Origin of the sequence: Flavobacterium aquaticum (genome assembly GCF_003259835.1) — a bacterium.
Lineage (GTDB): Bacteria > Bacteroidota > Bacteroidia > Flavobacteriales > Flavobacteriaceae > Flavobacterium > Flavobacterium aquaticum.
In genome coordinates this window covers 58,468-83,004 of record NZ_QLMI01000009.1, presented here as the reverse complement: position 1 = coordinate 83,004, position 24,537 = coordinate 58,468, and the positions used below count along the sequence as shown (strand labels likewise).

The 24,537-nt window shown below is 31.5% G+C and carries 22 protein-coding genes and 1 tRNA gene; 8 read left to right on the top strand and 15 right to left on the bottom strand.

Translation table 11 applies throughout. The features are described from left to right. The 5 genes from B0I03_RS12630 to B0I03_RS12610 all read right to left on the bottom strand — a co-directional run. A partial coding sequence (locus B0I03_RS12630) for a DUF11 domain-containing protein (RefSeq protein ID WP_111567798.1) occupies positions 1-2,060 on the bottom strand: 2,060 nt, incomplete at its 3' end. A 137-nt stretch (positions 2,061-2,197) separates the two neighbouring features. Beyond that, positions 2,198-2,848: a response regulator transcription factor gene (locus tag B0I03_RS12625; protein ID WP_111567797.1), complete on the bottom strand. Its 651-nt coding sequence runs from the start codon at positions 2,846-2,848 to the stop codon at positions 2,198-2,200. A 2-nt stretch (positions 2,849-2,850) separates the two neighbouring features. Next, entirely contained in the window at positions 2,851-4,584 is a 1,734-nt protein-coding gene (locus B0I03_RS12620; protein WP_111567796.1) for a sensor histidine kinase, read from the bottom strand. Positions 4,585-4,977: 393 nt separating this feature from the next. Continuing rightward, a complete protein-coding gene (locus B0I03_RS12615; RefSeq protein ID WP_111567795.1) occupies positions 4,978-6,474 on the bottom strand; it encodes a helix-turn-helix transcriptional regulator in 1,497 nt (498 codons plus the stop codon). 171 nt (positions 6,475-6,645) lie between these two features. Continuing rightward, positions 6,646-6,719, bottom strand: a tRNA-Met gene (locus tag B0I03_RS12610). Between the two features lie 155 nt (positions 6,720-6,874). Here B0I03_RS12610 and B0I03_RS12605 point away from each other — a divergent pair. Both B0I03_RS12605 and B0I03_RS12600 read left to right on the top strand, forming a co-directional pair. Continuing rightward, positions 6,875-7,267: an START-like domain-containing protein gene (locus B0I03_RS12605; RefSeq protein ID WP_111567794.1), complete on the top strand. Its 393-nt coding sequence runs from the start codon at positions 6,875-6,877 to the stop codon at positions 7,265-7,267. Positions 7,268-7,318: 51 nt separating this feature from the next. Continuing rightward, a complete protein-coding gene (locus B0I03_RS12600) occupies positions 7,319-8,158 on the top strand; it encodes an aminotransferase class IV (RefSeq protein WP_111567793.1) in 840 nt (279 codons plus the stop codon). Here the strand turns inward: B0I03_RS12600 and B0I03_RS12595 are convergent. From B0I03_RS12595 to B0I03_RS12575, 5 genes are all read right to left on the bottom strand, one after another. Next, positions 8,151-8,711, bottom strand: coding sequence for a YqgE/AlgH family protein (locus tag B0I03_RS12595; RefSeq protein ID WP_111567792.1), 561 nt, complete (start codon positions 8,709-8,711; stop codon positions 8,151-8,153). The two genes, B0I03_RS12600 and B0I03_RS12595, sit on opposite strands and share 8 nt — an antisense overlap. A 120-nt stretch (positions 8,712-8,831) precedes the next feature. Next, complete coding sequence (locus tag B0I03_RS12590) at positions 8,832-9,110, bottom strand: HU family DNA-binding protein (RefSeq protein WP_111567791.1); 279 nt, start codon at positions 9,108-9,110, stop codon at positions 8,832-8,834. A 176-nt stretch (positions 9,111-9,286) separates the two neighbouring features. Further along, complete coding sequence (gene fmt, locus B0I03_RS12585) at positions 9,287-10,234, bottom strand: methionyl-tRNA formyltransferase (RefSeq protein ID WP_111567790.1); 948 nt, start codon at positions 10,232-10,234, stop codon at positions 9,287-9,289. Next, complete coding sequence (locus B0I03_RS12580; protein ID WP_111567789.1) at positions 10,234-12,120, bottom strand: RecQ family ATP-dependent DNA helicase; 1,887 nt, start codon at positions 12,118-12,120, stop codon at positions 10,234-10,236. Before B0I03_RS12580 ends, fmt begins: the two co-directional genes overlap by 1 nt. A gap of 38 nt (positions 12,121-12,158) precedes the next feature. Beyond that, positions 12,159-12,698, bottom strand: coding sequence for an AAA family ATPase (locus tag B0I03_RS12575; protein ID WP_111567788.1), 540 nt, complete (start codon positions 12,696-12,698; stop codon positions 12,159-12,161). 125 nt (positions 12,699-12,823) lie between these two features. On the opposite strand from B0I03_RS12575, the gene B0I03_RS12570 reads away from it, so the two are divergent. The 4 genes from B0I03_RS12570 (at position 12,824) to B0I03_RS12555 (ending at position 15,972) form a co-directional block, all read left to right on the top strand. Beyond that, entirely contained in the window at positions 12,824-13,108 is a 285-nt protein-coding gene (locus B0I03_RS12570; protein WP_111567787.1) for a DUF493 family protein, read from the top strand. Between the two features lie 6 nt (positions 13,109-13,114). Continuing rightward, positions 13,115-13,816, top strand: coding sequence for a DUF4290 domain-containing protein (locus B0I03_RS12565; protein ID WP_111567786.1), 702 nt, complete (start codon positions 13,115-13,117; stop codon positions 13,814-13,816). Positions 13,817-13,824: 8 nt separating this feature from the next. Beyond that, on the top strand, positions 13,825-15,135 hold the full coding sequence (murA, locus tag B0I03_RS12560) for a UDP-N-acetylglucosamine 1-carboxyvinyltransferase (RefSeq protein WP_111567785.1): 1,311 nt from the start codon (positions 13,825-13,827) through the stop codon (positions 15,133-15,135). 69 nt (positions 15,136-15,204) lie between these two features. Next, entirely contained in the window at positions 15,205-15,972 is a 768-nt protein-coding gene (locus B0I03_RS12555; protein WP_111567784.1) for a sulfite exporter TauE/SafE family protein, read from the top strand. Positions 15,973-16,011: 39 nt separating this feature from the next. Here the strand turns inward: B0I03_RS12555 and B0I03_RS12550 are convergent, their stop codons facing one another. The 4 genes from B0I03_RS12550 to B0I03_RS12535 all read right to left on the bottom strand — a co-directional run bounded on the left by B0I03_RS12550 (position 16,012) and on the right by B0I03_RS12535 (position 20,359). Beyond that, complete coding sequence (locus tag B0I03_RS12550; RefSeq protein ID WP_111567783.1) at positions 16,012-18,477, bottom strand: DUF5686 and carboxypeptidase regulatory-like domain-containing protein; 2,466 nt, start codon at positions 18,475-18,477, stop codon at positions 16,012-16,014. A gap of 289 nt (positions 18,478-18,766) precedes the next feature. After that, positions 18,767-19,138, bottom strand: a complete 372-nt coding sequence (locus tag B0I03_RS12545; RefSeq protein WP_111567782.1) for a GxxExxY protein — start codon at positions 19,136-19,138, stop codon at positions 18,767-18,769. 177 nt (positions 19,139-19,315) lie between these two features. Next, positions 19,316-19,729, bottom strand: coding sequence for a type II 3-dehydroquinate dehydratase (aroQ, locus tag B0I03_RS12540; protein WP_111567781.1), 414 nt, complete (start codon positions 19,727-19,729; stop codon positions 19,316-19,318). A gap of 75 nt (positions 19,730-19,804) precedes the next feature. After that, positions 19,805-20,359, bottom strand: coding sequence for a porin family protein (locus B0I03_RS12535; protein ID WP_111567780.1), 555 nt, complete (start codon positions 20,357-20,359; stop codon positions 19,805-19,807). A gap of 305 nt (positions 20,360-20,664) precedes the next feature. Here B0I03_RS12535 and B0I03_RS12530 point away from each other — a divergent pair, with 305 nt between their 5' ends. Continuing rightward, positions 20,665-21,273 carry an outer membrane beta-barrel protein gene (locus tag B0I03_RS12530; RefSeq protein WP_111567779.1) on the top strand — a complete coding sequence of 203 codons (609 nt, stop codon included), beginning with the start codon at positions 20,665-20,667 and terminating at the stop codon, positions 21,271-21,273. Positions 21,274-21,350: 77 nt separating this feature from the next. Beyond that, entirely contained in the window at positions 21,351-22,250 is a 900-nt protein-coding gene (xerD, locus tag B0I03_RS12525; protein WP_111567778.1) for a site-specific tyrosine recombinase XerD, read from the top strand. 709 nt (positions 22,251-22,959) lie between these two features. Here the strand turns inward: xerD and rny are convergent. After that, the gene (gene rny, locus B0I03_RS12520; RefSeq protein WP_026724774.1) at positions 22,960-24,522 is read right to left on the bottom strand and encodes a ribonuclease Y; all 1,563 of its coding nucleotides are present in this window, start codon (positions 24,520-24,522) and stop codon (positions 22,960-22,962) included. Positions 24,523-24,537: the final 15 nt, after the last annotated feature.

The window sequence follows — 24,537 nt, the reverse complement described above, 5'->3', positions numbered from 1 at the left end:
CCTACACTTGGAGTTACTGATACCACAGTATATCCACTAGGAATGTTCTCAGTAACGATAACTCCAGTAGCATCACTTGGTCCGTTATTAGTAGCTGTTATAGTAAATGTTACAGTATCACCTACATTAGGTGTTGCGTTGTCCACTACTTTCGTGATAGATAAATCAGCTACCGATGATTGAGTATCTGTATCGGAACAATTAGAGCAAGTTGGATCTGGATCTGGAGAATTTGTAGTTACAGCAACCGTATTGGTTAAATTACCAGTATAATTTGAAGGCACGGCTACATTAACTGTATAGGTAACAGTTGCTCCATTAGCAATTGAAGCAATTATTTCGTTAATATTACCAGTTCCTGAAGTTCCATTTGTTGCGCTCCAAGAAGTTATTGAAGTTCCAGTAGGTGCTGTATCCACAACGTTAACATTTACTGCGTCGCCAGGACCATTGTTTGTTACAGTTATAGTATATGAAACTGTTGTGCCTGGAATGTATTGCGTTTGACCATTTGTTTTTGTTGTAATAACATCAGAAGAACAAAGAATAGGAGAAGCAGTTATTGTTATAGGGTCACTTCTATATGCTTCATCATTATAAGGAGCTGTTAATCCTTTAATGTTGTAGTTGACTGTTGCAACGCCATTATAACCTGCAACAGGAGTGAAATTCACTAATGAAGTTAAAGGATTATATACCCAAGTTCCTACACCTGCAATGAAGTAATTTTGTCCTTGTGGATTTCCTAGAGTATCTAGAAATTGAAAAGAATTTGGATTTATGTTTGCTGAAGAAGCCGTTGGTGGACCTGAAATTGGACCATCATAAGCTACATCATTTAAAAGAGGGTTAATAGTTATAATATTTCCTCCATTTGAACAATAAGTTAAAGCATCTGGTAAGCCTTCTGCAGCATAAGGAATTGTTACTTTTAAATTTCTAATTAAATGTACATCATTTAATCCTCCGGTAGATGCTCCAAAACCAATTTTGAATGCTGATGGAGGAGTAGTGTTTAATGTATGAGTAGTATTAGCACCTTGCAAATTTGAAACTTCAAAATCTGTTACTGCAGGGTTTGCATTTTCAACATAATTATAAGATGTTTGATACCAATAATTATTTATTACGGTTGAAATTATTGTTCCATGTTGAATTCTAACTGTTACAAAATATCCATTTATTGGATGAGGAATTAATTCTACATAACATTTTCTGTAATCGGGATTATTTGGATCCCAAGATAGTGTAGAAGTTCTTAAATTGAAATTATCTGCTAGACCTCCACCAGTAATATAAGCTCCTGTTGCAGGGTCAATTGTTGCAGAGCCTATTGCTGTTGCAAAAGTTGTTTGAGTTGCAAGGGTAGGATAACCTGTGTAACCATCACCAAGACCAATGCCTGCATTTATAATGTCTCCCTTTTTACCACGTAGAGTAACGTGACTATGAGCTTGTGTGAATGTTGCATTTGGCACACCATTATATCTTGAAGTAGCTTCAAATACACTTCTTTTAAAGTTGGTAAAGCCATCAAGTCCAATTCCTAAATATGCACCAGTAAGTCCAGTTTGTCTTGCAAAAGTAAAAGGATCCCTAGCTCTGTTATAGCCATAACCCAGTGCTCCACCACTAGCTCCAATTACTGGGGTTCCTACTGAGGCATCAAATAAAAACATGCAAATTCCATCTGCGCCACTTCCGCCGTACATACCATATTCAAATTCAATTTTAATACCATTTGAAGAGGTAAATTGTTTTGTGGCAACATAAATGGCTCCAAACTGACTGTTTAGAGCAGGGGTTAATTGTACTCCTTGTGGTGTAAATGTTGCTGCATTTGTTGTTCCTCCTTGTGGGGTTAGCAAGGAAACATCAGCTGGTTGAATTCCAGAAGTAAATGACTCATTATATGGGAAATCTCCATATAATTGCGCATTTGAAATCGCACTGAAAAACAAGGAAAGCATCAACATCATCCACTTTAAATTTTTCATTTCAAAACATGGAAGTGTTTTGAAAGTAAAATTTGTTTTTGGGTTAGTAATCTTACTTTTCATATAATCGGGTTTAAATTCGTATTAAAATTTCTTTAAATAGTTTGTTTTAAATGAGATACGACAAATTTATAGGGTAGTGGTATAACTATTTGTAGAACAGGTTTTTGTAAACTTATAGAACAAGTTCTACAAATAATTTATTCTTTTTTGTCTTTATAAAAGTTGAAAATTTGTATTAAACTGGATAAATTGTCAACATCTAATTTTTCAAAAATTCTATTCTTATAAGTGCTTACCGTTGATTTTTGAATATTTAATGTATTACATATATCAATATTTGAAAAACCTTCAACCAATAGTTTTGCAATTTCAATTTCTCTATTTGAAAGTTGTTCTAACGGATTTTTAGGTTTTTTAAAAATGTATGTATCCATAATTTTCTCCTGAATATTCTTACTAATATATTTTCCGCTATTTAACACTGATTTTATGGCAAGTTTAATTTCGTCTTCATTACTTAGTTTGCTTAAGTAGCCACTTGCTCCTGCATTTAAATATCGAATGGCATATATATTTTCATCAAAGGCTGAGAAAATTAAAATTTTGATATTAGGTTGTATTTTTTTTATTGTTGGAATTATATTTAAACTTGTACCATCAGGAAAACTAATATCTAATACCAATAAATCTATAGGGGTTGTATTTAGTCTTTTAATAATTTCAGAAAAATTTGCCAATTGATAAACACAAGAATTCTTGTGAATTTCTTTTAAAATAAAAGTTACGCCTTGACGTACAATTGTATGATCGTCGGCAACGATAAAATTAAATTCGCATTGTTCTTCCATGATTAATTTGCTTCAAAAAATAAACTACATTCTACTTTTGTTCCTTGATTTATTTTACTTGAGATGTTGATATCGCCTTCAAATAGTTCTACAATTTCTTTGCATAGATTAAGTCCTAATCCAATGCCGAGGTTATTAACTTTGTCTGAAATGGTTCCTTGATAATAATCTTCAAAAACATAGTTTAAATCTTCTTGAGAAATCCCTATTCCACTATCTTCCACTGTTAATAGGAGGTTTATTTTCTTTGAAAATTCATTAACAATGTAAAGTCCCACTTTTATTTCTCCGTTAGATGTAAATTTATTGGCGTTACCAACTAAATTGTAGAGTAATTGTTGTAGTTTAATTTTATCTGAATTAACAAAACAATCATTTGTAATATTGCTTTGAATAAGTAGTTGGTTTTGATTGCTTTCTACTAGATAATTGAGATTTTTTAGAGTCTCTTCAATATTTTGTTTTAAATTAAATTGCTCCTTATTAAGAATTAGTTTTTTATTTTCATTTTTAGAAAATTCCAAAATTTGGTTAACCATTAACGACATTGAATTTGTTGTATACTGAATAGATTGCACAGACTCTTTTAAAGAAGGATCATTCGTATTATTAAAAATGGATTTCAGGTACATAGAAAGAATGTTTAAAGGAGAACGAATCTCATGGCTAATCATTCCTACAATTCTATTTTTAAAATTCAAGTTTTGGCGTAATTTTTCTTTAGAATCAAGTAGTCTATTTTCGTAGTTAAATGCCAAGTATGTTAATAGAATTAATATTCCTGAGATTATAAATAATATGAATAGTAAGCCAAAAATGGTATAGCGTCTAATAGAACTATTGGTTTTGAATTGGTTATCAAAGTTCTGTCTGCTTGTTTTGTCAAATAGAGTTAGCGCTTTATTTATACTATTAATAATGAATTCACTATGCATAAGAATAGCGTAATTGTTTTCTGCAAAACTTTCGGTTGTGTTTAATTTTTTTCTTAATTGTCCGAATTCATTGTAATAAAAACTATTTGTTCTTTTAAATGCATTTGCTAATTGTTCTTCGATGTTTCCAGTAGTGATATTTTTTCCATACTTCATGGTTATAGTAACATTCAATTTTTCTTTTTGAACATCTACTTTGCCAGAAAATGCATCGCCAATTCTACTAAATAGGCCTTTTCGTTCAACACTATCTACCAACATATAAGATTCTACTTGAACACTATTTAAAATATCCTTGTAGTCAAATGAATTGAAATTTATCGGAGGAAAATCGATTTTGTTTTTGGGATTTTTTTGAACAGAAATTAGTGAATCCAGCAATTGTTTTTCTTCATTTATTTTAATGAGATTAATTTTTTCTTGATTTAAATAAGCAGTTAAGGATTCATTTTTAGAAACCGTACCCAATAATATGTTAACATTATTGTTTAGATTTTCTAAAGATTGATAATACGCTGCTAAATAGGTAGTATCTTTTGAATTTAAAAAATCTTGTAAATTTTTGTGAATGGTAGCATAATCATCTTTAATGATTTCTTTTTGTTTAAATAATGCAGATGAATTATCTAAGTTCTCTTTATATTTTTGAAGTTTATTTTCATTAATGAATTCATTATATAAAAGAACAACCAATATTAATAAAGTGAAAATTGAAGTTAGAAGTAAAAAGACTTGTACTAATTTTCGCTTTCTTAAAATGTTTAAGTTTAAATCTAAATAATGTAAAATGTTTCTAATCAACTTTATTGCTTTTTATGTTTTGTTTAATTTCAAAACTGGTTTTTATAATGAAAAATTAAAGCTTGTTTTTTTAGTAGGAATTTTCTTTGTTAACAAAAATAATACAGCTTTAACTAAATATTTGTAGAACTAATTAATCGCTATAAATAGAACTAATTCTACAACAGGTGCAATTTATATCGATTGATTATTTAAAAATGTAAATTGAAATACGCAATTTTACTCGAGATTAAAATTTTTATAAATCACTGATAATCATTAGCTTGTTGTTGTATTTGTAAATAATTGAGTAGTAATGAGTAGTAGCTAATTGCTTTTCTGAGCTTTATAAAAGTATTAGTAAAAAAAAATCCAGTTTTTTAAACTGGATTTTTATATTTGGAACAGGAAAAATTAAAAGTTTAGCAACCAAGAGTATAAATCTTGTTCGCTATCTAAGTTGAGTTTTTTTCTAACTCTATATTTTTTTGATTCTATAGATCTAACACTTGAATTCGTAAATCGAGCAATATCTTTAGCTGTATAATTCAATCTAAAGTAAGCTAAAATTTCAATATCGCTTAAAGTTAACTCAGGATAAGTACTTGTTAATTTGTTTATATGATCTGAAAAAACATCTTTAAACCTTTCTAAAAATAACTTGTTGTCTTTTTCTGCAATACTTTTTAGTTCTAAAATGGCTTCAATTGAGGGAGCATCTTTCGAATTTGTATTACTATTCACTACTTCATAATCATTTTTTAAGTCTAATATTTCATAATTGTTTTTATCATCAATAAATTTATTTTTTTTGGATTTTTTCCAATAATAGATAAAGATAATCCCTAAACTAAGAATCGAGAAAATGATTATATAATAATATTTGGAAAAATGTTTGGTTTCTTCTTTTTTTAATTGAGTTTCATCTTTTAGAATATTTTCTAAAGCCTTTCCTTTAGATTTGTCAATTTCAATAGAATTACTGATGGAGTTAACTAATAATTTACTTGCTTTTTCTTCTTTGCCAAGTTTTAATAATAATTCTCCATATTCATTATTTATTATGTTTAAAAATATTTTATTTCCTGATGCTTTTGCATATTTAATTGCTTCTTCATAGTATTTTGCTGACAATTTGAATTCACTGATAAAGTTGTGTACTTTTCCTAAATCTTTGTAAATCATGGCTTTAATTGTATTGCTTTTTGATTTAAGCGCTAATTCTTCAGCAAATTTTAAATGTGTAATTGCAACTTTGTGATCTTCATATAAACCATACATGTACTCCTGAGCAAAAATTAATTCTGCATAAGCTAAAGTGTTATTTCTGGATAGACTTTTTTTTGAAATTTGTTTTGCTTCTTTTAACATTTGTTCTCTAAAGTAAAATACCGAATCTTTTGGGAAACTTTCTGCAATTCCATATGTTAAAAAGACTACATATAGATACGCTTTTGATGTGTGTCGATCATCTTTATCTTCAATTTTATCTGCAATTTTTAAACCTTCATAAACTGTAGACTTAGTTTTGTCTATAATTCCAGAATGCTGATATATTTTAGCTTTAGTAGATAAAAAAGAGGCATGACTTTTGTAATCTTTTTCTTCTTTTGATAATTCAATTCCTTCGGTAATGAACTTAGATGCTTCATCCAAGTTTCCGCTATTAAACATTATAACTGTGTAAATTTTTGAAGAAATTATCATTCCTCTTTTGTAATTTTCTTTTTTACTCTGTTCGTAAAGGCTTAGTGATCTCTTATCTAAGTTTTTTAAGTTTTCTACACCTTCTTTATAAAAATCCAATTCAAGCTTATCAATTTCTTGTTCTAAGCTTAGTTGCTGATTGGTTTGTGAAAATAGAGTAATACTAAGGAAGAGCAGAAGTAAAATTAAGCTGTTTTTTTTCATGTAAATTATAACTATTTTAAGAGTGTTTTTTAGAATAATCTAAAATTAGTAAATAAATCGAGATAAAATAGTTAAAAAAATATTTTTTTTAAATTTCATTTTTGTTTGAAATTCTTTAAAAAAAACAATAAAAAAACCCTAAACAATTGCTGTTTAGGGTTTTACTTTTCGTAGCGAAGACGGGAGTTGAACCCGTGACCTCAGGGTTATGAATCCTGCGCTCTAACCAACTGAGCTACCTCGCCAAATGTTGGTCTTACATCCTTGCTGAATGCGGGTGCAAATATAAAACTAATTCTTTTGTTTGCAAATATTTTTTGACTAAAATAAATTAAAATATTTTTTTTGTTTATTCGATTAATTCTATATATATTTCCAAACTGAAAAATAAAAATAAGCTATGAGTGTAAAAGTAAAATATGAATTAGAATTTCCTATTCAATCTTCACCACAACTACTGTATCAATATATTTCTACGCCGTCTGGATTATCTGAATGGTTTGCTGATAATGTGAATTCTAGAGGTGAGTTTTTTACTTTCATTTGGGATGATTCTGAAGAGAAGGCAAAATTAGCTTCTAAAAAATCAGGTGAGCGTATTAAGTTTAAATGGTTAGAAGAAGATGGTACTGAAACGGACTACTTTTTTGAAATGAAAATTTTAGAAGATGAAATTACTAAAGATGTTTCTATCGTTATTTCTGATTTTGCTCATGCCGATGAATTAGATGAATCTAAGTTATTATGGGAAAATCAAATTTCCGATTTAAAACATGTATTGGGTTCTGTTTAAAACTCAATTTTAAAAGTTATATTTGTCCCGATTTAAAAGTCGGGATTTTTTATGGTAAATTTTAACGGAAATATTCAAGAAAATAGTTCAATTTCGATTGAAAATAATAGAGGTTTTTTATTTGGAGATAGTATTTTTGAGACAATAAAAGTATTGGATAACAAAGTGTTATTTCTTGAAGATCATTACTTTAGATTGATGGCTTCTATGCGTATTTGCCGAATGGAAATTCCTATGAATTTTACTATGGAATTTTTTGAATCTCAAATTTTAAATTTAATTGCTACATTTTCAGATTCTAATTCGTATCGTGTTCGTTTTTCTGTTTACAGAGATTCGGAAGGATTTTATTTGCCAAAATCTAGAAATGTACAATTTATTGTGTCAGCTTCGCCATTAAATTCAGAATTATATTTTTTTGGAAAAGAGCACTACGAAGTAGAGTTATACAAAGATTTCTATGTTTCAAAACAATTACTTTCAACTTTAAAAACTAATAATAAAATGCTTCAAATTACTGGAAGTATTTTTGCCGATGAAAATGGTTATGACAATTGCTTGGTATTAAATGATGAAAAGAATGTAGTGGAAGCATTACAAAGTAATATCTTCATGAAAACAGGTAATTTGGTGATTACACCACCCGTTTCAGATGGTTGTTTAAACGGAATCATGCGCAAACAAGTACTAGAAATTTTGAAAAAAGTAGAAGGAATCGAAGTCAAAGAAACTTCAATTTCTCCTTTCGATTTACAAAAAGCAGACGAATTATTCTTAACCAATGTGATTTCAGGAATTCAACCGATTACCAAATACCGTAAAAAAGAATACACAACAGAATTTGCTTCAGATGTATTAAAAAGATTGAATGCTAAAATTCGACTTAGTTAAGCATAGGATTTTCTGGTGCGTTTGAAAATAATACGTATTCGCCACCTTGCTCAATTATCTTTTCTTTCCAAAACAAAGTGCTTGCTTTTGAGAGTAGTTTGTTTTTGAGTGTATTTTCGGCAACAATCCACGAATTTTCTTGCATCTCCATTTCTAGTTGGTTTACACTCCAACCACTATAACCCAAGAAAAAACGAATATGATTTTTGGTGATCTTACCTTCGTTTATTAATTGTTTAGTGGTTTCAAAGTCGCCACCCCAATAAATTCCGTTAGAGATTTCAACGCTATTTGGAATAATATCTGGAATATTGTGGATGAAATACAGATTGTCCTGTTCAACAGGTCCACCATTATATATTTTAAAAGAAGCTCCAATTTCAGGAATCAAATCATTGATTGTGTAGTTCAATGGTTTATTTAGAATAAACCCAATCGAACCTTCATCGTTATGTTCTGCTAATAGGACCACAGAGCGATTAAAAGAAACATCGCCTAAAATCGAAGGTTCCGCAATTAGCAGATGGCCTTTTTTGGGTAAAGTTGATATCATATTTCTGTAGTTAATTAATTAAAGTTATCAAAAAAAAATCATAAATTCAAAATATTCTCGACGAAATGCAAAAAAAAAGTCCCGATTTACATCAGGACTCTCTTATTTTATGTAACAAAATTATTTTTTGTTTACTGCTCCTTCTAATTCAGCACCAGCTTTGAATTTTACTACGTTTTTAGCAGCAATTTTGATAGTTTTACCAGTTTGTGGATTTCTACCATCTCTTGCAGCTCTTTTAGATACTGACCAAGATCCGAAACCTACTAAAGATACTCTTCCACCTTTGTTTAAAGTTCCTTCAACATTGCTTAAAAATGATTCTAAAGCTAATTTAGCAGCTGCTTTTGTAATACCAGCAGAAGCTGCCATTGCATCGATTAATTCTGATTTGTTCATGATTAAAGTTATTTATAATTGGTTAAACTTAATTATTTATCACAAATTTAGCGGTATTATTGAGCTGTGCAAGTATTCGTGCTAATTTTCGACTAAAATGTTAATAAATTAGATTAAATGTTAATAACATTGTTTGTTTTTTCAAATTTTAGGCTTAAATATAGTGTTTTCAGGGCTTAGAGCGCTATTGCATTTTCAGAAAACGAAATTCCGTTTAATAATTCATGTGCTAACATTCTTTTCTTTCCTGGAAATTGTAAACTTTCAATTTTTAAAAAGCCATCTTTTGTAGTAATAAATATCTCTTTTTTAGTAGTTGTAATCTTTCCGATAGTTTCCGAATGTGCTTTTTCTTCAAAACTTGCTAAATAGATTTTTACATTCCATTCGTTTTCGCCGTCTTTAATATAAGTCCAAGCCGCAGGATAAGGAGATAAACCTCTTATTAAATTAAAAATCGTCTCTCCTGATTGGGTCCAATCAATTTTGCAATTCTCTTTATTTAGCTTGTAAGCCGTTTTAACATCCGGATTGTTTTCTTGTAAAGTTGTAATGGCTTTTCCAGATTCAATTAATTGAAGTGTTTCTAAAACCGTCTCACTTCCTAAATGCATCAAACGGTCATGTAACTCACCGGCAGTTTCGTTCGCGCCAATTTCAGTTTCTTTACTCAAAATCATCGCTCCGGTATCAATTTTATCATCGATAAAGAAGGATGTAACTCCTGTTTTAGTTTCACCATTAATGATAGCCCAATTAATAGGAGCAGCACCACGATATTCTGGTAACAAAGAAGCATGTAAGTTGAATGTTCCTAATTTTGGCATTTTCCAAACGACTTCAGGCAACATTCTAAAGGCTACGACTACTTGTAAATTGGCATCCAAACTTTTTAATTCGGTTAAGAAATCTTCTGATTTTAAATTGGTAGGTTGTAATAAACGTAGGTTTTTTTCTAGTGCATATTCTTTAATCGCACTCATGCTTACTTTTTGTCCACGACCTGCTGGTTTGTCCGGAGCGGTGATTACGCCCACAATATCATAGTTGTTTTTGTAAATAGTATCCAAAATCCCAACAGCAAAATCGGGCGTTCCCATGAATACAATTCTTAATTTTTCCATTATATAAGGTAATATTGATTGTTTGAATTGATTTTGATTCGATTATTTTCTAATAATAATTGAATCGCAAAGATAGTCGCTTCTGAAGAAATGTGCAGTTGGTTTTCAATTTCTCTTGAACTTAACGGACTTTTCTCTAATAATTGTATGACCGATTGCGTTATTTCAACTGGATTGACTTTTTTTTTAGCAATACAATACGAACAAATGCCACAGTCTTCCTTCGTAATTTCATCAAAATAAGCCAAAAGTATTTTGTTTTTGCAAGTATCTTCGTTTGTAATGTAGTTTACCACGCTCTGAAATTGCTCTTCTTTCAATTTGTTTTGATGTTCTAAAAATTTAGCTACGCGATTAATCGTTAAATCATCTTCGCGAGCTTCGTTAAAAGTTATCGAACTATCATTGTTTTTCGCGTGTAAAATGATACACTGACTTTCCGCTAATTTATCAATTACTTCTTCTACATGTTTTTCTGAAGTGTTTGCTTTTTTTGCAACTAAATGCGGATTTATTGTGGTTTCAATATCAAAAATTCCAGAATAGGTTCTTAAAATCGTGGTAATAACAGGTTCGTCGTATGGATGTAAACTGATGTAACGGATTACTTCTTTACTAGGAATGATAAATTGCAAACTAATTTTCTCTGTTGATTCGCTTTGAAAAGTGATGATTCCTTGACGGTCTAAAAATTGCAAACTATTGAATGCTTTGATTACTGGGAAATTATAATGCGCACAAAACTGATTCAAATTGAAAGCAAAACTTTCATTATAACCTTCACCATAAGCAATTTGGAAGAAATTGTTCAGTTTGATGTAAACTTCTTTCACGAATTTTTTATCGGGTAAAACATCAATAAATTGTGCTTTAGTATAAGTGATATCCGAAGGATTGGTAACGATGATTCCAAAGGCTTTTTCGCCATTTCGTCCAGCTCTTCCAGCTTCTTGATAATAATTTTCAATGTTTTCTGGAAGTTGGATGTGAATTACCGTTTTTACATCGGGTTTGTCAATTCCCATTCCGAAGGCATTCGTTGCTATCATGACTTGCGATTTATTCTCCAACCATGATTGCATATTTTTTTCTTTCTCTTTTGCTGGTAATCCTCCGTGGTAAATGGTTGAAGTAAATCCCAATTGGTTCAACTGTTGCGAAGTTTCAACACACGATTTTCGATTGCGAACATAAATAATAGAAGATTGCGGATTTTTAGTTAAAATCTGCTGTATTTTGAAAAGCTTATCTTCGGTTTTAATCACGTGATATGCTAAGTTTTCTCTAGTAAATGACTTTGTAAATACTTTCGGATTAACCAAAGCTAAATTCGTACAAATGTCTTCCTGAACTCTTTTATTTGCGGTTGCTGTCAATGCTAAAAATGGAGTAGAAGGGAAGTGTTCTTTTAAAGCCGAAATTTTCAAATACGCCGGTCTAAAATCGTGACCCCATTGGCTCACACAATGCGCTTCATCAATAGCGATAAGATTTATGGGCAATTGTTTCAAGCGTTCAACAATCCAGTCGTGCTGTAAACGTTCGGGAGAAAGATATAAGAATTTGTAATTTCCGAATTGGCAATTGTCTAAAATATCAATAATGTCGTCTTGGGAAACACCACCAGTTAAAGCAATCGCTTTGATGTTTTTGCTTTGTAAATTCTGAACTTGGTCTTTCATTAAAGCAATTAAAGGCGAAATCACCAAGCAAATCCCATTCAACATCATCGCCGGAATCTGAAAACAAACCGATTTCCCTCCTCCAGTTGGCAAAAGTGCAAACGTATCATTGCCACTTAAAACCGATTGAATGATTTCTTCTTGTGGTGTTCTAAAATTATCGTGTTTCCAGTATTTTTGAAGAATTTGTAAGGCTTCCGACATGTAAATTGGCTTTTAGAAACACTAAATTACGAAAAAAATTATTTAACAAGATGTTTCATAATAAAATCCACACGATTTTCAACCGTATCTTTTGGAACTTCCGTAATTGAATAGCCGTATTTTTTGTAAGTTTCCATCAAATGTTCGTGAATTAAAACCGCTTGTTCGTAATTTTCATAACGCTCGGCATCACTAACATAAATTTCTTTCCAAGGCGGTAAAACAAAAATTGCAGAATATTTGTGGTCTTGACAGGCTTTATCAAAAAATGCAGGGTACGAATCGCCTATGTAATGCATATACGCCAAAACATCTGGAATGCCTCGATCTAAAAAGACGATATTTGCCTCTTCGTTTAATGCTTCTTTGAATTGTCTTTTTCTGCCTTCTAGCAATAATTCACTGAATAAAAGTGGTTTTTCTAAGAACAATTGTTCAATACCTTGTTCTTGGGCTTCACGAATAACTTCGCGCGAAACCTCAGGATAACAAGTGTGTCCTTTTTCTTTTAATGCATCGATTAAGGTGGTTTTTCCAGAGCTTGGTCCACCAATTAAAACCACAATTTCTTTATTCATATTGGAAATACTAAGGCGCAAAAGTAAGTTTTTTTAAAAATCTAATCAACTTAAAAATTTATAAGTTACTACATTACAATTCTGAACATAAAAAAGTATATTTGCTTTTCCAATACGAAATGATGATGGATAAGAAAACAGAAGATTTTTACGCAAGATTAAAAGAAGAATTAACAAACTCAACGCTTTGGCCTTCAGAGTATTTGTATAAATTTATTATGCCGTCTGATGTGCATAGTATTGCAAAAGTAGAAGCTGCTTTTAATGATATGGGAGCTGTTATTACTACGCAACAATCTAAAACAGGTAAATTTACCAGTGTTTCTATTAGTGTAACTATGGCAAGCGCTCAGAGTGTGATTGATAAATACATTGAAGTTTCGGATATTGAAGGCATCATTTCATTATAAAAAAACATGCAAGAAGAAGTAAGTTACTTAGAATATAATTCAGAACGTCCGCATTTGATTATTCCAGAATATGGAAGACATTTGCAGAAATTAATCGATCAAGCTACTGAAATTGAAGATCGTGAAGAACGAAACAAAGCAGCAAAATATATTATTTCTGTGATGGGTTCTTTGAATCCGCACTTGAGAGACGTTTTAGATTTTCAACATAAATTGTGGGATCAGTTGTTTATTATGTCTGATTTTAAATTGGATGTAGATTCGCCTTATCCTATTCCTTCAAAAGATATTTTAACTCAGAAACCAGATCGTTTAGAATATCCTCAAAATTTCCCGAAATATCGTTTTTACGGAAACAATATCAAATATATGATTGATGTGGCAAACAGTTGGGAAGAAAGTGATTTAAAAAATGCTTTAGTTTTAGTGATTGCGAATCACATGAAAAAGTGTTACTTGAGTTGGAACAAAGACACGGTAACCGATGAGGTGATTTTTGAGCATTTATTAGAACTTTCGGGAGGAAAATTAAATCTTTCCAAATCCAATGAAGAACTTTCGAACACCCACGATTTAATGAAAGTGAACAAGAAAGTTTCAAATAAAACCCAATTTGGTCCTAATAAACCAGGAATTGTTAAGAAAAACAACAATCCAAAAGGGCATTTAAACAAGAACAATCAAAATAAAAATACATTTAAAAAATAGGCAGTTACATGGGAACATTTAAAATTGAAGGAGGAAAAGCATTAAAAGGAGAAATCACACCACAAGGCGCTAAAAATGAGGCGTTACAAGTGTTATGTCCTGTTTTGTTAACTTCTGAAAAAGTAAGAGTAACGAATATTCCAGATATCATTGATGTTAACAAATTGATTACACTTTTAGGTAATTTAGGCGTTAAAATTCAAAAAAATGGACCTGGCGATTACACGTTTCAAGCCGATGAAGTAAATGTAAACTACTTAAAAACAGAAGCTTTCAAAAAAGAAGGTGGAAGTTTAAGAGGTTCTATTATGATTGTGGGACCTTTATTAGCACGTTTTGGTTGTGGTTATATTCCAAAACCAGGAGGTGATAAAATTGGACGTCGTCGTTTAGATACGCACTTTGAAGGTTTTATTAACCTTGGAGCAAAATTCAGATACGAAAGAGAAGACCATTTCTACGGTGTGGAAATCGATGGAAGATTACAAGGAACTTACATGTTGTTAGACGAAGCTTCTGTAACCGGAACTGCTAATATTGTAATGGCAGCGGTTTTAGCTGAAGGAACAACTACGATTTATAACGCAGCTTGTGAACCTTACTTGCAACAATTGTGTAAAATGTTAAACTCTATGGGAGCTAAAATCTCAGGAGTAGGGTCTAATTTATTAACGATTGAAGGAGTTGAGAGTTTAGGCGGTTGCGAACACAGAATTTTACCTGATATGGTAGAAATTGGTTCTTGGATTGGTCTTGCGGCTATGACAAGAAGTGAAATCACAATTAAAAATGTAAGTTGGGAGAACTTAGGACAAATTCCAAACGTGTTTAGAAAACTTGGAATTACATTAGAAAGAAGAGGAGAAGACATTTACATTCCAGCTCATAAAGATGGGTATGAAATCAAAACCGATATCGACGGTTCTATCTTAACCGTTTCGGATGCACCATGGCCAGGATTTACGCCTGACTTGTTAAGTATTGTTTTGGTAGTTTGTACACAAGCAAAAGGCGATGTTTTAATTCACCAAAAAATGTTTGAAAGCCGTTTGTTCTTCGTGGATAAATTAATCGATATGGGAGCAAAAATTATGTTATGTGATCCGCACAGAGCGGTGGTTATGGGACATAATTTCCAATCGCAATTAAAAGCAACTACAATGAGTTCACCTGATATTAGAGCCGGAATTTCCTTATTAATCGCCGCTTTAACAGCAAAAGGAACTTCAACCATTCAAAATATCGAACAAATCGACAGAGGTTACGAGCGCATCGATGAAAGATTAAGAGCTATCGGAGCTAATATTGTAAGAGTATAATTTAGTGTTCAGTGTTCAGTCGCAGTAAGCAGTGTTACTGTGACTGAACACTGTGACTGATTACTAAAAATGGAAACCTACATCATCATTTTTCTCTGCATCGCATCCTTCGTAGCTGGTTTTATCGATGCTATTGTGGGTGGCGGAGGCTTAATTCAAACTCCTGCCGCTTTAATTTTATTGCCGAATGTGCCTGTTGCTTCCATCATTGGAACATTAAAAATTCCGGGTTTTAGTGGAACTAGTATGGCAACATACCATTATTTGAAATCAGCAAAGGTCAATTGGAAATTATTTATAGTAATGGCAATTGTTTCTTTCACATTTGCTTATTTGGGTTCGAGTTTACTCAACGTAATGCAAAACGATTTCATGAAACCCTTGCTTTTTGTGGTTTTAATTTTACTCTTACTTTATACCTATTTCAAGAAAGATTTCGGACAATTTCAAATCAATAAACTGACTCAAAAGCAAACCTATATTTACGGAATTATAATTTCAATTTTTTTAGGTTTCTACGATGGCTTCATCGGTCCAGGAACAGGAAGTTTGCTAATTATGGCGTTTATTGCAATTCTTGGTTTCGATTTTTTAAAAGCGAATATCTATGCGAAATTAGTCAACTTGGCAACAAACATTGGTTCCATTACTTTATTCGTGTTAAAAGGAAAAATCATTTGGACAATTGCTATTCCAATGGCAATTTGTAATGTTACTGGTTCGTGGTTAGGAGCTAGATTAGCTATTTCAAAAGGCAACGGATTTATTCGTGTTTTCTTTTTGATTGTGGTTGGAATGGCGTTGCTTCGTTTTGGTTATGATGTGTTTTTAAAATAAAAAAGCACTCCATTTAGAAGTGCTTTTCATTGTTATTTCTTAGAATTTCAACCCAAACATTACGCCATCTCCTTGAAAACCATTTTGGTAACTTCTTACATAATCAACACGTAAGAACCTGAATTTACCCCAACCAATATTATCAAATCCAACAGTAAATTCTTGATATGGTTTCATGTTTGGAATGTTCAATTGATGAAAACCTCCAATTAAATTCCATTGTAACTTGTTCAATAACGGAATCTTGTTCATGATATAACCTTTAAAATTGTGCTCAATGTGCGTTTCCAAATACGCATCATTGGTAGAATGCGTGTAATAAGGAAGCAAATTAAATGAGTTCAATGAATTGTTCAACAAATTAATATGCGTTTGATTTCCGTTGAAGTGTTTATAATCTACAAACGAAATATTATCGGCATTAAAGAATTTTCCTGCTTTAAAGCGTAAGCCAAAATCGCCTTTATTTCCTAGGGTTTTGTTGTAATCAATGGTTCCACTGATTAAATCATAATGATAATTGCTGTTCGAAGCGCCAAATGCTTTTTCGTAATAGAAACTCAATATTGGATAATTATCGTTTTGAATGTTAACCTTTCCATCAGGACGCGAAATGTATTTTTGTCCAAAACGAATACGTGTTCCTAAACTCGCTTTCATAATATGATGTTTTTCAAAAGGAACCGAAGTATAATTATCAGGTTGTAACGGATCGTTCGAAAAATACAAATCATCATTTTTAATCATTGTATAATCGGTGTTGTTAAATAACGCTCTTCGGTTTTCGTACAATAATTTACCTGAAGCAAAAACACCGTTGGTAACTTCTCTTCCGTAGTTAATTTCTGCAAATTCTTTATTGTACAATTTCATGTAATTGTTTTTAAAGAATAATGTTGCTACCGAATTTACTAAATTGCTTATTGGTTCATTTGGGTTAAACTGACTTATGACGCTTCCTCCATTTAAACTTATGTAAGCGTTGTTTATATTGTTAAATCGGTGATAAAAGTTACCTTTTATGCGCAATCTGTCTTCGGCAAAACCATAATTAACTATAGAAGAAATAGAAGTATATTTCCCTGTTTCTTCATTCCATTTTCTAAAAGAAAAGCCACTGTCTAAATTCCAACCTTGAACGGTATTAAAACTTAAAGAAGTTAAATTGGTTAAACCTTGGTAATTGAAACTCCAATTTTTAAATGAATTTTTATAAGTGTAACCCGTAATAATTTTCAATAACTTGAATTTATTCCCTTTGGCATCAACCGAATCCAAATATACTTGTGATTTTCTTAAAGTTTGTAAACTATCTTTTTTAATGTAATTTGTTGTTTCTTCTTCGGTTAATGGAACAGGTCTGAATTCATTCCAATACGAATCTTCTTTTTTGTTCGCGTTTTCAGCAAAAGTTACTACTTCTTTACCAAATGTTTTCTTTTCGAAAGCATCTTTGAAGTTGTAATTAGTAAATACATAAGTAAACTTTCCATCAAATTTCATCCCGAAAAGACCAGCTTTAAAGTCTAGCGTTTGAATGTTTTTTGCCCAAATCTTATTATCTGAATTGTAACTAAAGCTTTGTGTTAATTTCATGGTTTCAAGAATTGGCTGTTGCATTCTATAGCCTTTAATATCTAAGTCAATTCCATAAATTGCCCAAGTATCTTCTACAATATAAATATAACCTTCAAAAACAGGTTCTTTGTCTCGTTTTGGCGTAACTAAAATTTTATTGATTAACTGATTACTTTCGTTATAAAAAGTGCTTTCTAATTTGTATTTGTAATAATTAAAAGCATTATCAGCAATAGGAGAAACCATGTTGATATTAAACTCAACGTAGTTGTCGTAAAAATCGTAATTTGTTTTTAGCGCAGTATTGTAGCTAAACCCGTTATCGTCTCCGGCAATTTTAGAAGCAATGATTTCTTCTTTTAAATCATCAGGTTTTTGGAATTTAATTTTTGATACAGTTTCCGATTGATAAATAATACCACTTCTAGTAGAATCTAAGTTGCCTTCTAAATCTCCAATTTCTACGCCCATGAATTTCTTAGGAATATCTTTTGCTCTAAAAATTCCTCTCGAATAAAAATCGGCTTCAAACTTATCAGTTTTAGCGGCATTTTTCTTTTTTTCTTTTATAGTATTTCGAATAATTTCATCAGCAGGATTTTCTCCATTTACAATCACAACTTCTTTCAGTTGAAAATCTTCCTCTTGTAAAGTTACATCAAACTCAAAAGGAAAACTGCTGATGTTTAAAATGTGTTTCTGAGTTTTAAATCCTAAATATTGAAAAACCAAATGCACATTGTTTTTCTGTGTAGTGTTTAATTCGTATTTACCATGTTCATTTGACGTTGTACCTATATAGGTGTTCTCTATATATATGTTTACAAATGGTAAAGCATTTCCATCTTTATCTTTGATAGTTCCTTTAATTTGAGCGAAAGAGATTGATGTTAAGAATAATAAGAATAGCGTAATTTGTTGTTTCATGTTGTTTGTTTTTATTGCACAGAGCTACACCGAGCTTTTTTTGATTTTCTTTGTCTTTATAGAGCTACACAGAGACGTTTCACTTGTTTTTACACAGAGTTGCACAGAGTTTTTTTGATTTTCTTTGTCTTTATAGAGTTACACTGAGGTGTTTTACTTGTTTTATTTCACAGAGCTTCACAGAGCTTTTTTTAATTTTGTTTGTCTTTAGAGAGTTACACTGAGGCGTTTTACTTGTTCTTTACACAGAGTTTTTTTTGATTGAGAGCTTCTTCGAGATTTTTTACTTTTATAATACAAATCGTTTAATTCCTTTAGATAATAGTTTAGTGTTAAAATTAATTAATAATCCTGTTTTGTAATTTCCTAATCTCATGTAAGTTAATATTTGAGCTTTATGAACATCGGTGAAAGTTTCAACTGTTTTAATTTCGATTACTAATCTATCTTCTATTAGTAAATCTATTCTATAACCATGATCAAGTTTGATTTCTTTATATTCAATAGGAAGTTTTAATTCTCGTTCAACTTTTAAATTAGCTTTTTTTAATTCATAATATAAACACTCTTGATAAGCAGATTCTAATAATCCCGGACCTAAATGGCGATGAACTTCAATAGCCAAGCCAATAACTTGTTCTGTTAACTTATCAATTTCCATAAAAGTATTTCAATTTTATTTATATTCTTAATTTAAAAAAGTGCAACGTCCTTTTCATCTCTCACATTCAACACAAAGCATATAAACCCTCCGTGAATCTCATTTGCCTCTGTGCATCTCTGTGTATAAAACCAAGTGCAACGCCTCTCCATCTCTGTGTAACAAACAAGTAAAACGCTACTCAAAAGCTCTTAATGCCAACTTATAACTCTGCAGTCCAAAACCAATAATTACACCTTTAGCATTTGGCGAAATATACGATTGATGACGAAAAGATTCTCTTGAAAATGTATTGGAAATATGAACTTCTACAACTGGAGTTGTAATCGCTTTAATAGCATCACCAATTCCTATAGAAGTATGGGTATAAGCACCAGCATTTAGAACGATACCATCATAACTAAAACCTACTTCTTGAATTTTACTGATAATTTCTCCTTCAATATTACTTTGGAAATATTCTAATGTGATAGCTGGAAACTCACTTTGTAATTTTTCAAAATACGATTCAAAAGTGGCATTGCCGTAAACTTCGGGTTCTCTCTTTCCTAATAAATTAAGATTTGGACCATTTATAATGATAAGCTTCATGAGAATTGTTTTTGTAAAAGTAAAAAAACCATTCTTTTTGAGAATGGTTTTAGCAAAATATTATAACTTTTAGTGTTAAAACATATAACCTACTGAAAATTGAATAACCGAGTTTTTCACATCAGCATCTTTTTTAGCTTCTGTTAAACCCGCAACATAACGCCCTGATACAAATAATCCGTTTGTAATCTTATAACTTAAACCACCAGCTAAGCCAAAGTCGAAAGTATTCGTGTCGTTTGAATCAACTTCATTTCGTTCGCTTACTAATACAGAAGCTTGTGGACCTAATTCTAAACTAAGCTTATTAGATGTTAAATAAAATTTAGCAAGAACTGGAAGTGATAAATAACCCAACTCATTTTTAACTTGTTCGCCTAAACCTTCCAATTCTGCACCTTGTGTAGAATATAAGAGTTCGGGTTGAATGGCGAAGTTTTCAAATACTTTTAATTCCATTACAGCACCTGCATGATAGCTTGTAATAGTTTTAAAATCTACACCCGAAACATCTCCGCCTGTGTAGTTAGCAAAATTTACCCCACCTTTTACACCAAATTTTAGCATTTGAGCCTGCGAAAAACCAGTTCCTAGAACCAGTAAAATCAATGTTACAATTGTTCTTTTCATATTAAAATCTTTAGAGTAGTAACGCTTGCTAGCGCTTTTTAGTATGATTGTCGATAAAATGCACTTTTTATCGATTTTTGGATTTTGTTGATTATGAGGTGTTTATGTTTTTTTTGTTGTTTTTTGAAGGTTTACTTTTTATTAAAAAAAGTTTAAAATTTTAAATTTTAAAACTTTCAACTGCTTGATTATGAACATAATCGTTTTTGCTTGTTAATAAAATTGTTAATAACATAACAAAATATGTTATTTCGTATAAAAAAATGCTATAAATTTGCTCTATTAACTTTAAATTTAAACTAAACATGAAAAAAGTTTTATTATCTGCTGTAGCATTATTGGCTTTCGGTTTTGCTAACGCACAAGAAGAAGAAAAAGCATTTGGTTTCGCTAAAGGTGATGTTATTGTAGAAGGTAACTTAGGTTTTTCATCTACTAATGACAAAAACACTGAAGAAAAAACTAACAGTTTTCAATTCAATCCAAAAGTTGGTTACTTTTTAACTGACAAATTTGTTGTTGGAGTTGAATTAGGTGTTGGTTCAGACAAAGAAGAAGTAGCAGGAACAGAAACTGACAAAAATTCAAATTTTGATGCAGGTGTTTTTGGTCGTTATTATTTCTTAGATTTAGGAAAAAGATTCAAAACTTATGCTGAAGCTGGTTTAGGTATGGAATCAGGAAAAGCTGGTTTAGGAGATGCTAAGTATTCTGGATTTGGATTTGGTGCAGGATTAGGAATGAACTATTTCGTTTCTGATAGTTTTGCTATCAACTTCGCTTTAACAGATGTTTTATCTTACTCTTCTCAAAAATGGGATGGTGCTGAGAATGTATCTGAATTCAATGCAAATGTAAATGTTTTCAATAACTTCTTTACAACTGCTCAATTTGGTTTAACTTACAAATTCTAATTTGTAAAAAACAAATAAGTCAAAAATCCCGCTTAGGCGGGATTTTTTTATTGCTGTAATTTGCCTACATTTGATATATGAGTACTTGGCAATCGTATATTAAAGAATATCAAAATTATCTTCGTTTAGAGCGTGGTCTTTCTAAAAATACCATTGAAAACTATACGTTTGATATCGAAAAATTAGTGTTGTTCTTACATCAACATGAAATACAGGTTTCTCCTGTTACAATTACAGAAGAAACGGTTCAGCAATTCATTTACGAAATTTCATCTCAAGTAAATGCTCGAAGTCAGTCGCGAATTATTTCAGGATTAAAAAGTTTTTTCAACTACTTAGTTTTTGAGGATTATCGAAAAGATACACCACTTGAATTAATTGAAGTTCCTAAAACAGGCAGAAAATTACCCGATACATTAGCAACAGAAGAAATTGATGCGTTAATCTCGGCAATAGATTTATCTACTCCAGAAGGTGAACGTAATAAAGCTATGTTAGAAACCTTGTACAGTTGCGGTTTGCGTGTTTCAGAATTAGTAAGTTTAAAGATTTCCGATTTGTTTTTTGAAGAAGGTTTTATCAAAATCACAGGTAAAGGAAATAAGCAGCGTTTTGTGCCCGTAGGAGGCTCTACAATTAAATACATAACTTCTTATGTAAATTTAATACGAGTGCATTATCCGGTACAAAAAGGACACGAGGATACGCTTTTTCTAAATAGGAGAGGAAAGCAATTAACACGAGCTATGGTTTTTACCATAATTAAAGATTTAGCGGTAAAAATCAATTTAAATAAAACCATTAGTCCACACACATTCCGACATTCTTTTGCAACACATTTATTAGAAAATGGTGCCGATTTACGTTCGATACAATTAATGCTCGGGCACGAATCCATTACTACAACCGAAGTGTATATGCATTTGGATAGAAAATTCTTATCGGAAGTTTTGAATAATTATCATCCGAGGAAGTAGTTTTTGTTTTTACACAGAGATACACGGAGTTTTTTTGATATGCTTTGTGTTGAGAGAGTTACACAGAGGCGTTGCACTTGTTTCAGGTTTCAAGTTTGAAGTTGAACTTATTGTCACTTCGAGCGAAGTCGAGAACTATAGAAAAGTTTTTACACAGAGCTGCATGGAGTTTTTTTGAAATACTTTGTGTTGAGAGAGTTACACAGAGGCGTTGCACTTGTTTCAAGTTTGAAGTTGAACTTATTGCCACTTCGAGCGAAGTCGAGAACTATAGAAAAGTTTTTACACAGAGCTGCATGGAGTTTTTTTGAAATACTTTGTGTTGAGAGAGTTACACAGAGGCGTTGCACTTGTTTCAGGTTTCAAGTTTGAAGTTGAACTTATTGTCACTTCGAGCGAAGTCGAGAACTATAGAAAAGTTTTTACACAGAGCTGCACGGAGTTTTTTTGAAATACTTTGTGTTGAGAGAGCTACACAGAGACTTTTATAACCAATTAGATAAGGCGTTTCGTTTGTTATGCTGTCAAGTATCTCTTTTGTGAACTTCAAATTGGAATTTAGTTCAACATAAAACTTATATGACTTATATGTTTAAAACAAACAACAATAATCACTCACTAAAGAGATTCCTAATGGAATGATAAAAATGGGCATAAAAAAACCGTGCTAAAATGAATTAACACGGCATTTAATTTCTATAACTTAAGACTATTTAGCAATATTCACGGCTCTAGTCTCACGAATAACCGTGATTTTTACTTGACCAGGATATGTCATTTCAGTTTGAATTTTTTGAGAAATATCAAACGATAAGTTTACCGCTGCATCGTCAGATACTTTTTCACTTTCTACAATAACACGTAATTCTCTACCTGCTTGAATTGCATAAGCATTTTTAACACCGTTGAATCCGAAAGCGATGTCTTCTAAGTCTTTCAAACGTTGGATGTAAGAATCTAATACTTGTCTTCTTGCTCCAGGACGTGCTCCAGAAATAGCATCACAAACTTGGATAATTGGAGAAATCAATGATTTCATTTCAATTTCGTCGTGGTGTGCTCCAATTGCGTTACAAACTTCCTCTTTTTCTCCGTATTTCTCAGCCCATTGCATACCTAAGATTGCGTGAGGTAATTCACTTTCTGTATCAGGTACTTTTCCAATATCGTGTAATAAACCAGCTCTTTTAGCTAATTTAACGTTTAATCCTAATTCAGCCGCCATGATACCACATAACTTAGCAACTTCTCTTGAGTGTTGTAATAAGTTTTGTCCGTAAGATGAACGGTATTTCATTCTACCTACCACTTTAATTAATTCAGGATGTAATCCGTGGATTCCTAAATCAATTACCGTACGTTTTCCAGTTTCGATGATCTCCTCGTCGATTTGTTTTGCTGTTTTAGCAACAACTTCTTCAATACGTGCTGGGTGAATACGTCCGTCAGTTACTAATTTGTGTAAGGCTAAACGAGCGATTTCTCTCCTTACCGGATCAAAACAAGATAAGATGATAGCTTCAGGTGTGTCGTCAACTATGATTTCAACTCCTGTAGCTGCTTCTAAAGCTCTAATGTTACGACCTTCACGACCAATGATTCTACCTTTCACATCATCTGATTCAATGTTAAATACAGAAACACAATTTTCAACAGCTTCTTCAGTACCCACACGTTGAATAGTATTGATGATGATTTTCTTAGCTTCTTGTTGCGCTGTCATTTTTGCTTCTTCCACAGTATCTTGGATGAATGACATAGCATTTGTTTTGGCTTCCGCTTTTAAACTTTCTACTAATTGATTTTTAGCATCTTCAGCAGATAATCCAGAAATAGCTTCTAATTGCTCTACTTGGCTTCTGTGAAGTTTATCAATTTCTTGTTGTTTCTTGTCTAAATATTCGATTTTATTGTTGTAATCTGCAATTTTAGCTTCAACTTCATCGTTGATTTTTTTAGCTTTTGCTAATTCATTTGAAACTTGAGATTCTTTATCACGCGTTCTTTTTTCAGCTTCCGCCATTTTTTTATCGCGTGCTAAAATTACTTGTTCGTGTTCTGCTTTTAATTCTAAAAACTTCTCTTTAGCTTGTAAAATTTTATCTTTTTTTGCTGCTTCAGCTTCTGTTTTAGCGTCTTTTAAAATCGAAGCTGCTTCTTTTTTGGCATTTTTAATTAGGTTAGAAACATTGCTTTTCTCTAAAAATTTAGCAATTCCAAAACCTCCTGCAAGACCAACAACAATTCCAATTATTATACTTAGTATATCCATGTGTGTGTTAAAAAA